Source organism: Pseudomonas sp. B1(2018), from assembly GCF_003097365.1.
Lineage (GTDB): Bacteria > Pseudomonadota > Gammaproteobacteria > Pseudomonadales > Pseudomonadaceae > Aquipseudomonas > Aquipseudomonas laurylsulfatiphila.
On the sequence record NZ_PYUK01000017.1, the window covers coordinates 1 to 12,564 of the forward strand.

Below are 12,564 nucleotides of genomic sequence, written 5' to 3' on the forward strand. Positions count from 1 at the left end.
CTTTATCGGCGCTTGGGTGAAAGGAGGAGGGGCGAAATCTCCCACGGATCTGTACTGCGCTAACAGTCAGAATCGGGCTTTGTCCCTCCTCCTCCCTTCAAGTCCTACCATACAAGCGGGCTTGCTCGCGAAAGCGGTCTGACAGTCAACTTTGATAGTGACTGATACGACCTCTTCGCGAGCAAGCCCGCTCCCACATTGATTTATGGTGTGCTGATAATTGGCGAATCTGTCATGTGGTTCTAAGACTAAGGTCGTCTGGAACCTGCCCCGCAGCCGCATAGAGTGGATACCGTTCCACTTCAATCTGTGCTGCGAGGATAAAAACAATGAACGACAGCATTTACCTCTCGATTCAAAACAGCCCGCGTTTCAAGGAGCTGGTCAGCAAGAGGGAGCGATTCGCCTGGATTCTTTCGGCGATCATGCTAGGGCTTTACTCCGGATTCATTCTTCTGATTGCCTATGGGCCGCAGGTGCTGGGGGCAAAAATCAACCCTGAGTCCTCGATTACCTGGGGCATACCGATTGGTGTCGGGCTGATTGTCTCGGCCTTCGTCCTGACCGGCATCTACGTACGCCGTGCCAATGGCGAGTTTGACGACCTGAACAATGCGATTCTCAAGGAGGCTCAGCAATGATCCGGCGTCTACTGGCTCTATTGAGCATCGCAGCTTTTGCACCGGGCGCCCGGGCGGCTGACGCCCTGACCGGTGCCGTGCAGAAGCAACCGCTTAACGTCTCCGCGATCCTGATGTTCGTGGTATTCGTAGGGGCAACCCTGTGCATCACTTACTGGGCCTCCAAGCGTAACAAGTCGGCTGCCGACTACTACGCGGCGGGCGGCAAGATCACCGGGTTCCAGAACGGTCTGGCGATTGCCGGTGACTACATGTCGGCGGCGTCTTTCCTGGGTATTTCCGCGCTGGTGTTCGCTTCAGGCTACGACGGGCTGATCTATTCGATCGGCTTCCTGGTGGGCTGGCCGATCATCCTGTTCCTGATCGCCGAGCGCCTGCGTAACCTGGGCAAGTACACCTTTGCCGACGTGGCGTCCTACCGCCTCGGGCAAACCCAGATCCGTACGCTGTCTGCCTGCGGTTCGCTGGTGGTGGTGGCGTTCTACCTGATCGCCCAGATGGTCGGTGCGGGCAAGCTGATCCAGTTGCTGTTCGGCCTCGACTACCACGTCGCGGTAATTCTGGTGGGCGTGCTGATGTGCCTTTATGTGTTGTTCGGCGGCATGCTGGCGACCACCTGGGTGCAAATCATCAAGGCCGTTCTGCTGCTGTCCGGCGCTTCCTTCATGGCGCTGATGGTAATGAAACACGTCAACTTCGACTTCAACATGCTGTTTTCCGAGGCGATCAAGGTTCACCCTAAAGGTGAGGCGATCATGAGCCCGGGCGGTCTGGTGAAAGATCCGGTCTCGGCGTTCTCCCTGGGCTTGGCTCTGATGTTCGGTACCGCGGGTCTGCCGCACATCCTGATGCGCTTCTTCACCGTGAGTGATGCAAAGGAAGCTCGCAAGAGTGTGCTGTACGCAACCGGCTTCATTGGCTACTTCTACATCCTGACCTTCATCATCGGTTTCGGCGCGATCCTGCTGGTCAGCACCAACCCGGCCTTCAAAGACGCGGCCGGCGCATTGCTCGGCGGTAACAACATGGCGGCGGTGCACCTGGCCAATGCGGTCGGTGGCAGTATCTTCCTGGGCTTCATCTCGGCCGTGGCGTTCGCGACCATTCTGGCGGTAGTGGCCGGCCTGACCCTGGCGGGTGCTTCGGCGGTGTCCCACGACCTGTATGCCAGTGTGATCAAGAAGGGCAAGGCCAACGAGAAGGATGAGATTCGTATTTCGAAGATCACCACCATTGCCTTGGCTGTGTTGGCCATCGTGCTGGGCATTCTGTTCGAAAGCCAGAACATCGCGTTCATGGTGGGCCTGGCGTTCTCCATCGCGGCGAGTTGCAACTTCCCGGTACTGCTGCTTTCCATGTACTGGAAAAAGCTGACCACTCGCGGTGCGATGATCGGCGGCTGGATGGGCCTGATCAGTGCCGTAGGCCTGATGATCCTTGGCCCGACCATCTGGGTGCAGATCCTGCATCACGAGAAGGCTATCTTCCCGTATGAGTACCCGGCGTTGTTCTCGATGATGATTGCCTTTGTTGGGATCTGGTTCTTCTCGGTCACTGACAAGTCGACTGCGGCTGACAATGAGCGGGCGCTGTTCTTCCCGCAGTTTGTTCGTTCGCAGACTGGGTTGGGGGCGAGCGGGGCGGTTTCGCACTAAGTCTTGATGCTTTGATATAGCTGGCGATGTTTTATGAAGTGCTCCGGTCGAGAGATCGGGGCACTTTTTTATTGTGCGTTAATCGACCTGAATTTTGCGGATGTACCGATTTACTGTGGGAGCGGGCTTGCTCGCGAAGGCGGCCTTCCAGCCGACCTGTCTTTCGCTGATCGTATACATATCCATTGCTGCGGTAACGGCCACCTATGGTTTCGCCCTTACGGCGACTCACTTTTTTACAAGCGCCTAAAAAAGTAAGCAAAAAACGCTCGCCCCTTACGTACGGCCCCTCGCCTAGGCTCGGGGTTCCTTCGCTCCGGTATTCATCAGGGCGCATCGCCTCCGGTCTGCTTCGCGACGACCTCCTCTCGATGTGTTCGACTTCGTCGAACGGCGCTGCGCGCCTGCCCCCTGATGAACACCTCCGCTCAGCCTTCCGAGGGGGCGGGTGGATCAAGATCAAGAGCGGCAGGCGAGCTAACGCTCGGCCTGTAGGAGCTGCCGCCGGCTGCGATCTTTTGATCTTGATCTTCCGCCTCTTCGACATTGTCAAAAACCAGAATCAAAAGATCGCAGCCTGCGGCAGCTCCTACATGGAAACACGCACGCATCAGAATCAGGCCGGCCGGTAGGCCGCCTCGCTTTGCTTTTGCGGTGTACGCCCCCCTCGTGAGGCCGAGCGCAGGTTTTGCGCAGTGGGCAACCCGGCATGGATGCCGGGTTAGCCGCCCCCGGCCATGGATGGCCGATGGCGGCGGGCCCACGGAGCAGGACCGGAGCGAGGGCATGCCGAGCCATGGCGAGGCACCGAATGTCAGGGGCAAGAGCGTTTGGTTACTTTGCGCTTTTCAAAGTAACCCGCTGTAAGAGCGGAACCATAAGTCGTCGTTACCTGAATAATGGATATGTACTCGACAAAGCGCACAAACAAAAACGGCCTCCTGCTCTTTATATAAAAAGCAGAGGCCGTTCCCGGTACAACTCAACACGCTACAGCAAGACAGATCTTACTTGCGGTCTTCCAGCTTGGTGATGTCACGCGACTCGTAGCCGGTGTACAGCTGGCGCGGACGGCCGATCTTGTACGGGCTGGAGAGCATTTCTTTCCAGTGGGAGATCCAGCCGACGGTCCGCGCCAGGGCGAAGATCACGGTGAACATGCTGGTTGGAATGCCGATCGCCTTGAGGATGATCCCCGAGTAGAAGTCGACGTTCGGGTACAGCGAGCGCTCGATGAAGTACGGGTCGGTCAGGGCGATCTCTTCCAGGCGCATGGCCAGTTCGAGTTGCGGATCGTTCTGGATGCCCAGTTCCTTCAACACTTCGTCGCAGGTCTGCTTCATGACGGTGGCGCGTGGGTCGCGGTTTTTGTAAACGCGGTGACCGAAGCCCATCAGTTTGAACGGATCGTTCTTGTCCTTGGCCTTGGCGATGAACTTGTCGATGTTCGAAACATCGCCGATTTCATCGAGCATGGTCAGTACGGCTTCGTTTGCACCGCCGTGGGCAGGACCCCACAGTGCAGCGATGCCGGCAGCGATACAGGCGAACGGGTTGGCGCCCGAGGAGCCCGCCAGGCGCACGGTGGACGTCGAGGCGTTCTGCTCGTGGTCGGCATGGAGGATGAAGATCCGGTCCATGGCCTTGGCGAGTACCGGGCTGATCGGTTTGATCTCGCACGGGGTGTTGAACATCATGTGCAGGAAGTTTTCCGCGTACGACAGGTCGTTGCGCGGGTACATCATGGGTTGGCCCATGGAGTACTTGTAAACCATCGCTGCCAGGGTCGGCATCTTGGCAACCAGGCGGATCGCGGAGATTTCGCGATGCTGCGGGTTATTGATGTCCAGGGAGTCGTGGTAGAAGGCCGAGAGGGCGCCGACTACGCCGCACATGACGGCCATCGGGTGGGCGTCGCGACGGAAGCCGTTGAAGAAGGTCTTCAACTGCTCGTGAACCATGGTGTGGTTCTTCACGGTGCTGACGAACTGGGCCTTCTGTTCTGCGGTCGGCAGTTCGCCGTTGAGCAGCAGATAGCAGGTTTCCAGGTAGTCCGACTTTTCAGCCAGCTGTTCGATCGGGTAGCCGCGGTGCAGCAGGATGCCGTTGTCGCCGTCGATATAGGTGATCTTCGACTCGCACGAGGCGGTCGACATGAAACCTGGGTCAAAGGTGAAACGGCCCGTGGCCGTCAGGCCCCGAACATCGATAACATCGGGACCAACGGTGCCGGTTAAAATGGGCAGCTCGACGGGGGCTGCGCCCTCGATGATCAACTGCGCTTTTTTGTCAGCCATGTGGCCTCCTATTTATGCTTGAAATCATCAGACAGACCCCCCACGCAGGGCCCGCACCACTATAGTGAGATAAATTCGAATGTCAATTTGCCTAAAGTCTTGCTCCAGAAGGCTTTAACCGGACTTTTTTCTCGAAATTGGCTGCCATTTACGCCTTTTATGTCCGTTGCGCAATCAGCTGTTTGGGTTAGGTCTTTGCGTTGTCATTAGTAGCCTAACTGTCTATACTCGGCCACCGACCGCCAGGGGCTTTTGGGCCTGCTTTATTGGGGGTCGCATCCCTGGGTGGTGGTTACCTGACCAGTGCACTCCCCAACAACTTTGCCCTGATTGTTAGGGGCTCTTCAGTGTGAAAAAAAAGCCGTGAAAAGCCAACGACCTGTAAACCTAGACCTAAGGACCATCAAACTCCCCATCACCGGCGTTACGTCGTTTCTTCACCGTGTTTCCGGCATCATCCTCTTCCTGGGCCTTGGCTTCATGCTTTATGCATTGGGCAAATCCCTGGGTTCCGAGGAAGGTTTTGCCGAGGTGAAGGCATGCTTGACCAGCCCGCTGGCCAAGTTCGTAGCATGGGGCCTCCTGTCCGCTCTTCTGTATCACCTGGTAGCCGGTGTGCGCCACTTGATCATGGATATGGGCATCGGTGAGACGCTGGAAGGCGGCCGCCTGGGCTCGAAAATTATCATCGCCGTTTCCGTGGTGTTGATCGTTCTGGCAGGAGTTTGGATATGGTAACCAGCGTTACGAACCTTTCGCGTTCCGGTCTTTATGACTGGATGGCGCAACGTGTGTCTGCGGTCGTTCTCGCGGCTTATTTCATCTTCCTGATCGGATACCTCGCAGCGAACCCGGGCATTGGCTACGACCAATGGCACGGCCTGTTCGCCCACAACGGGATGCGTATCTTCAGTCTGCTGGCCCTCGTTGCCCTGGGCGCTCACGCCTGGGTCGGCATGTGGACCATCGCGACCGACTACCTGACGCCGATGGCGCTGGGCAAGTCCGCGACTGCAGTACGTTTCCTTTTCCAGGCGGTATGCGGCGTTGCGATGTTCGCTTACTTCGTCTGGGGTGTGCAGATTCTCTGGGGTATCTGATTCATGGCTAACATTCCAACGATTTCTTTCGACGCCATCATTATTGGTGGTGGCGGTGCCGGCATGCGCGCAGCGCTGCAACTGGCACAAGGTGGTCACAAGACTGCCGTGATCACAAAGGTGTTCCCGACCCGTTCGCACACTGTATCCGCCCAGGGCGGCATCACCTGCGCGATCGCGTCTGCTGACCCGAACGATGACTGGCGCTGGCACATGTACGATACCGTCAAGGGTTCCGACTACATCGGTGACCAGGACGCTATCGAATACATGTGTCAGGAAGGCCCGGCTGCCGTTTTCGAACTGGATCACATGGGTCTGCCGTTCTCGCGTACCGAGCAAGGCCGTATCTATCAGCGTCCGTTCGGTGGCCAGTCCAAGGATTACGGCAAGGGCGGCCAGGCTGCGCGTACTTGCGCTGCCTCCGACCGTACCGGTCACGCACTGCTGCACACCCTTTATCAGGGCAACCTGAAAGCCGGTACCACGTTCCTGAACGAGTACTACGCTGTCGATCTGGTGAAGAACGGCGAAGGCGAGTTCGTCGGTGTGATCGCGATCTGCATCGAAACCGGTGAAACCACCTACATCCGCGCCAAAGCCACCGTGCTGGCGACCGGCGGTGCAGGCCGTATCTACGCGTCGACCACCAACGCCCTGATCAACACAGGTGACGGCGTTGGCATGGCGCTGCGTGCCGGCGTACCGGTACAAGACATTGAAATGTGGCAGTTCCACCCGACCGGTATCGCCGGCGCCGGTGTACTGGTTACAGAAGGTTGCCGTGGTGAAGGTGGATACCTGATCAACAAGCACGGCGAGCGTTTCATGGAGCGTTATGCTCCGAACGCCAAGGACCTTGCCGGTCGTGACGTTGTTGCCCGTTCGATGGTTAAAGAGATCATCGCCGGCAACGGTTGCGGTCCGAATGGCGACCACGTAATGCTCAAGCTCGACCACCTGGGCGAGGAAGTGCTGCACAGCCGTCTGCCAGGCATCTGCGAACTGTCGAAGACTTTCGCACACGTTGACCCGGTGGTTGCTCCGGTTCCGGTTGTTCCGACCTGCCACTACATGATGGGCGGCGTTGCCACCAACATTCATGGTCAGGCGATCACCCAGAACGCCGAAGGTGTCGACCAGATCATTCCTGGTCTGTTCGCTGTGGGTGAAGTGGCTTGCGTATCGGTTCACGGTGCCAACCGTCTGGGCGGCAACTCGCTGCTCGACCTGGTGGTATTCGGCCGTGCTGCCGGCCTGCACCTGGAAAAGGCGCTGACCGATGGTATCGAATACGACGACGCTACCGAAGCCGACATCGAAGCTGCCCTGTCGCGCCTGAACGCACTGAACAACCGTACTGATGGCGAAGACGTGGCTACCCTGCGTCGCGAGCTGCAAAGCTGCATGCAGAACTACTTCGGTGTATTCCGTACCGGCGAATACATGCAGAAAGGTATCGCTCAGCTGGCTGAGCTGCGTACCCGCATTGCCAACGTGAAGATCAACGACAAGTCGCAGGCGTTCAACACTGCCCGTATCGAAGCGCTGGAACTGCAAAACCTGCTGGAAGTGGCCGAAGCTACCGCCATCGCTGCCGAAGTACGTAAAGAGTCCCGCGGCGCACACGCCCGTGAAGACTTCGAAGACCGTGACGACGAAAACTGGCTGTGCCACACCCTGTACTTCCCGGGTGACAAGCGCGTCACCAAGCGTGCCGTGAACTTCTCGCCGAAGACTGTTCCGACTTTCGAACCTAAAGTCCGGACTTATTAAGGGTGACCGCCATGTTGCAAGTCAGTGTATATCGTTACAACCCTGATCAGGACGCTGCGCCGTTCATGCAGGAATTCCAGGTCGATACCGGTGGTAAAGACCTGATGGTGCTGGACGTGCTGGCCCTGATCAAAGAGCAGGACGAAGGTTTCTCCTATCGTCGCTCTTGCCGTGAAGGTGTTTGCGGCTCCGACGGCATGAACATCAACGGCAAAAACGGCCTGGCGTGCATCACGCCGCTGTCTGCTGTCGTAAAAGGTAACAAGTTGATCGTTCGTCCTCTGCCAGGTTTGCCGGTTATCCGTGACCTGGTCGTCGATATGAGCATCTTCTACAAGCAATACGAGAAGGTTAAGCCATACCTGCAGAACGACACGCCGGCTCCGGCCATCGAGCGTCTGCAGTCCCCTGAAGAGCGTGAAAAGCTGGACGGTCTGTACGAGTGCATCCTGTGCGCTTGCTGCTCGACTTCCTGCCCGTCCTTCTGGTGGAACCCGGACAAGTTCCTGGGCCCGGCCGCCCTGCTGCAAGCGTACCGCTTCCTGGCAGACAGCCGTGATACCAAGACGTCCGAGCGTCTGGCTTCGCTGGATGACCCGTTCAGCGTATTCCGCTGCCGCGGGATCATGAACTGCGTCAACGTATGTCCGAAAGGCCTGAACCCGACTAAGGCCATCGGTCACATCCGTAACATGTTGCTCTCGAGCGGCGTGTGATTCAGCTGCTGTACCCGCTGTACCCGTAGATGCTGCGGCGCAGGCTTCAACCGGCGCCGTAGTTTTAACCTGAGCAGCAGCTTAAAAGGCTGCGGCTCTTATTTTGAAGAAATGAGACAAGCAGGGGCATCCGGGCTGGTACCCGGACTATCAGTGTGATCCTAGTGGCTTGTTTTGGTCGCTGCATTCGGACTTCTGCAAGTTTGCTCGGTGTCGACACCGGTGGTGTTCCCCTAACCGAGGGTGACCAAGCATGCAAGAAAGCGTGATGCAGCGCATGTGGAACAGTGCCTACCTATCCGGTAGTAACGCTGCCTATGTGGAAGAGCTTTATGAGCTCTACCTGCACGACCCTAACGCTGTGCCAGAAGAGTGGCGCACCTACTTCCAGAAGTTGCCTGCTGACGGCAACTCTGCCACCGATGTTTCGCACTCCACAATTCGCGATCATTTCGTCTTGCTGGCAAAGAACCAGCGCCGCGCCCAACCGGTTTCCGCCGGCAGCGTGAGCAGTGAGCACGAGAAGAAGCAAGTTGAAGTGCTGCGATTGATCCAGGCCTACCGTATGCGTGGCCACCAGGCAGCCCAGCTTGACCCGCTGGGGCTGTGGCAGCGTCCTGCACCTGCAGACCTGTCGATCAATCATTACGGCTTGACCAATGCCGATCTTGATACGACCTTCCGTGCCGGCGACCTGTTCATCGGCAAAGAGGAAGCGAGCCTACGCGAAATTCACGAAGCGTTGCAGCAGACATATTGCCGCACCATCGGCGCTGAATTCACGCATATCACCGATTCCGAGCAGCGCCAGTGGTTCCAGCAGCGTCTGGAAAGCGTGCGCGGCCGTCCGACGTACTCCGCCGACATCAAGAGCCACCTGCTCGAGCGCGTGACCGCCGGTGAAGGCCTGGAAAAATACCTGGGCACCAAATACCCGGGTACCAAGCGTTTCGGCCTGGAAGGCGGCGAAAGCCTGATTCCGATGCTCGACGAGCTGATCCAGCGTTCCGGTTCCTACGGCACCAAGGAAATCGTCATCGGCATGGCCCACCGTGGCCGTCTGAACGTGCTGGTCAACACCTTCGGCAAGAACCCGCGCGAGCTGTTCGACGAGTTCGAAGGCAAGAAGAAGGTCGAGCTCGGTTCCGGTGACGTGAAATACCACCAGGGCTTCTCGTCCAACGTGATGACCACCGGCGGTGAAGTTCACCTGGCGATGGCGTTCAACCCGTCCCACCTGGAAATCGTTTCCCCGGTGGTCGAAGGTTCGGTTCGCGCCCGTCAGGATCGTCGCAACGACCCGACCGGCGAGAAGGTCCTGCCGATCTCCATCCACGGTGATGCTGCTTTCGCAGGTCAGGGCGTGGTCATGGAAACCTTCCAGATGTCTCAGACCCGCGGTTTCAAGACCGGCGGTACCGTGCACATCGTGATCAACAACCAGGTCGGTTTCACCATCAGCAACCCGCTGGACTCGCGTTCCACCGAGTACGCGACCGACGTTGCGAAAATGATCCAGGCGCCGATCCTCCATGTTAATGGTGATGATCCGGAAGCCGTATTGTTCGTGACCCAGCTGGCCATCGACTACCGCATGCAGTTCAAGCGTGACGTGGTGATCGACCTGGTCTGCTACCGTCGTCGCGGCCACAACGAGGCCGACGAGCCAAGCGGCACCCAGCCTCTGATGTATCAGCAGATCACCAAGCAGCGCACCACCCGTGAGCTGTATGCCGATCGCCTGACTCAAGGCGGTGTGCTGGATGCAGAGCGTGTTCAGGCGAAAGTCGACGAATACCGCAACGCGCTGGACAACGGTCTGCACGTTGTGAAGAGCCTGGTCAAAGAGCCGAACAAGGAACTGTTCGTGGACTGGCGTCCGTACCTGGGTCACACCTGGACCGCGCGTCACGACACTCGCTTCGATCTGAAGACCTTGCAGGAACTGTCCGCCAAGCTGCTGGAAATCCCGGAAGGCTTCGTGGTTCAGCGCCAGGTTGCCAAGATCTACGAAGACCGCCAGAAGATGCAAGCCGGTGGCCTGCCGATCAACTGGGGCTACGCCGAAACCATGGCGTACGCGACCCTGGCGTTCGAAGGTCACCCGATTCGCATGACTGGCCAGGACATCGGGCGCGGTACGTTCTCGCACCGTCACGCTGTCCTGCACAACCAGAAAGACGCGGGCACCTACATCCCGCTGCAGAACCTGTACGACGGTCAGCCGCGTTTTGACCTGTACGACTCGTTCCTGTCCGAAGAAGCGGTATTGGCGTTCGAGTACGGTTACTCGACCACCACGCCGAATGCCCTGGTTATCTGGGAAGCCCAGTTCGGCGACTTCGCCAACGGCGCCCAGGTCGTAATCGACCAGTTCATCACCAGTGGCGAGCACAAGTGGGGCCGTCTGTGCGGTCTGACCATGCTGCTGCCGCACGGTTATGAAGGTCAGGGGCCGGAGCACTCCTCGGCTCGTCTGGAGCGTTACCTGCAGCTGTGCGCCGAGCACAACATTCAGGTGTGCATGCCGACGACGCCGGCTCAGATCTACCACTTGCTGCGCCGTCAGGTGATTCGCCCGCTGCGCAAGCCACTGGTAGTCCTGACTCCGAAGTCGCTGCTGCGCCACAAGCTGGCCATCTCGACGCTGGAAGATCTGGCCGAAGGTTCGTTCCAGACCGTCATCCCGGAAATCGATGCCCAAGACCCGAAAAAGGTCGAGCGCGTTGTTCTGTGTAGCGGCAAGGTCTACTACGACCTGCTGGAAAAACGCCGTGCCGAAGGTCGTGACGACATCGCCATCGTGCGTATCGAGCAGCTGTACCCATTCCCTGAGGACGACTTGAAAGAAGTCCTGGCTCCTTATACCAACGTCAAGCATGCCGTCTGGTGTCAGGAAGAGCCGATGAACCAGGGTGCGTGGTACTGCAGCCAACACCACATGCGTCGCAGCATCAGCAACCTCAACAAGTCTCTCGTACTCGAGTACGCGGGCCGTGAGGCTTCTGCTGCACCTGCATGCGGTTACGCATCGATGCACGCCGAACAGCAGGAAAAACTGCTGCAAGACGCCTTTACTGTTTAACGCCTTCGCGCACCTGAAACCGAATTTAAGGAACCACAGACAATGGCTATCGAGATCAAAGCCCCCACTTTCCCGGAATCGGTTGCCGATGGCACCGTTGCCACCTGGCACAAACAACCGGGCGATGCGGTCAAGCGCGACGAACTGATCGTCGACATCGAGACCGACAAAGTCGTGCTGGAAGTGTTGGCTACCGCTGACGGCGTGCTGGGCGCTATCGTCAAGAACGAAGGCGACACCGTTCTGTCCGACGAAGTCCTGGGCTCCATCGTTGAAGGCGGTGCTGCTGCCGCTGCTCCGGCTGCCGCTGCTGCTCCGGCCGCTGCTGCCGCAGCTCCGGCCGCCGGCGCTGACGAAGACGCTATCGCCGCTCCAGCCGCTCGCAAGCTGGCCGAAGAGAACGGCATCAACCTGGCTTCCGTCAAAGGCACCGGCAAAGATGGTCGTGTAACCAAGGAAGACGTGGTTGCCGCTGTCGAAGCCAAGAAAGCTGCTCCTGCTGCCGCACCTGCCAAGGCTGCTGCTCCGGCTGCCGCTGCTCCTGTGTTCGCTGCTGGCGACCGCATCGAGAAGCGCGTACCGATGACCCGCGTTCGTGCCACCGTGGCCAAGCGTCTGGTTGAAGCCCAGTCGAACATGGCGATGCTGACCACGTTCAACGAAGTCGACATGACCGAAGTCATGGCGCTGCGTTCGAAGTACAAGGACCTGTTCGAGAAGTCCCACAACGGCGTGCGCCTGGGCTTCATGTCCTTCTTCGTGAAAGCGGCCACCGAAGCACTGAAGCGCTTCCCGGCTGTCAACGCCTCGATCGACGGCGGCGACATCGTTTACCACGGCTACGCTGACGTCGGCGTTGCAGTTTCCAGCGATCGCGGCCTGGTAGTACCGGTTCTGCGTAACGCCGAACTGATGAGCCTGGCTGAAATCGAAGGCGGCATCGCCACCTTCGGCAAGAAAGCCCGCGACGGCAAACTGTCGATGGACGAAATGACCGGTGGCACTTTCACCATCACCAACGGCGGTACTTTCGGTTCGATGATGTCGACCCCGATCGTCAACCCGCCACAAGCCGCCATCCTGGGCATGCACAACATCATCCAGCGTCCTATGGCCATCAACGGTCAGGTCGTTATCCGTCCGATGATGTACCTGGCACTGTCCTACGATCACCGTCTGATCGATGGCAAAGAAGCTGTGACCTTCCTGGTGACCATCAAGAACCTGCTGGAAGATCCGGCTCGTCTGTTGCTGGATATTTAAAAAACAGCGACAAGCTGCAAGTGACAAGCCC

General features: G+C 58.3%; 9 protein-coding genes. 8 read left to right on the forward strand and 1 reads right to left on the reverse strand.

The annotated features are described in order from the left end of the window. Window positions 1–329 precede the first annotated feature (329 nt). Both C9422_RS23440 and C9422_RS23445 read left to right on the forward strand, forming a co-directional pair. Window positions 330–641 carry a DUF485 domain-containing protein gene (locus C9422_RS23440; RefSeq protein WP_007971395.1) on the forward strand — a complete coding sequence of 104 codons (312 nt, stop codon included), beginning with the start codon at window positions 330–332 and terminating at the stop codon, window positions 639–641. Continuing rightward, a complete protein-coding gene (locus C9422_RS23445) occupies window positions 638–2,296 on the forward strand; it encodes a cation acetate symporter (protein ID WP_116582317.1) in 1,659 nt (552 codons plus the stop codon). The genes C9422_RS23440 and C9422_RS23445 overlap by 4 nt, the downstream gene beginning before the upstream one ends. Before the next feature lie 1,007 nt (window positions 2,297–3,303). On the opposite strand, the gene gltA is transcribed toward C9422_RS23445, so the two are convergent. Next, window positions 3,304–4,593 (reverse strand): citrate synthase, encoded by a 1,290-nt coding sequence (gene gltA / locus C9422_RS23455; RefSeq protein WP_007977501.1) that lies wholly within the window; start codon window positions 4,591–4,593, stop codon window positions 3,304–3,306. A 363-nt stretch (window positions 4,594–4,956) separates the two neighbouring features. On the opposite strand from gltA, the gene sdhC reads away from it, so the two are divergent. From sdhC to odhB, 6 genes are all read left to right on the forward strand, one after another. Continuing rightward, window positions 4,957–5,331: a succinate dehydrogenase, cytochrome b556 subunit gene (sdhC, locus tag C9422_RS23460; RefSeq protein WP_015096190.1), complete on the forward strand. Its 375-nt coding sequence runs from the start codon at window positions 4,957–4,959 to the stop codon at window positions 5,329–5,331. After that, a complete protein-coding gene (gene sdhD, locus C9422_RS23465; protein ID WP_007977503.1) occupies window positions 5,325–5,693 on the forward strand; it encodes a succinate dehydrogenase, hydrophobic membrane anchor protein in 369 nt (122 codons plus the stop codon). The genes sdhC and sdhD overlap by 7 nt, the downstream gene beginning before the upstream one ends. 3 nt (window positions 5,694–5,696) lie before the next feature. Then, entirely contained in the window at window positions 5,697–7,469 is a 1,773-nt protein-coding gene (gene sdhA, locus C9422_RS23470; RefSeq protein ID WP_007977510.1) for a succinate dehydrogenase flavoprotein subunit, read from the forward strand. 11 nt (window positions 7,470–7,480) lie between these two features. Further along, window positions 7,481–8,185, forward strand: a complete 705-nt coding sequence (locus C9422_RS23475; RefSeq protein ID WP_003223007.1) for a succinate dehydrogenase iron-sulfur subunit — start codon at window positions 7,481–7,483, stop codon at window positions 8,183–8,185. A gap of 253 nt (window positions 8,186–8,438) precedes the next feature. Next, on the forward strand, window positions 8,439–11,270 hold the full coding sequence (locus C9422_RS23480) for a 2-oxoglutarate dehydrogenase E1 component (protein WP_102701985.1): 2,832 nt from the start codon (window positions 8,439–8,441) through the stop codon (window positions 11,268–11,270). Window positions 11,271–11,312: 42 nt separating this feature from the next. Next, window positions 11,313–12,533 (forward strand): 2-oxoglutarate dehydrogenase complex dihydrolipoyllysine-residue succinyltransferase, encoded by a 1,221-nt coding sequence (odhB, locus tag C9422_RS23485; protein WP_007977514.1) that lies wholly within the window; start codon window positions 11,313–11,315, stop codon window positions 12,531–12,533. The last annotated feature ends 31 nt before the right edge of the window (window positions 12,534–12,564 follow it).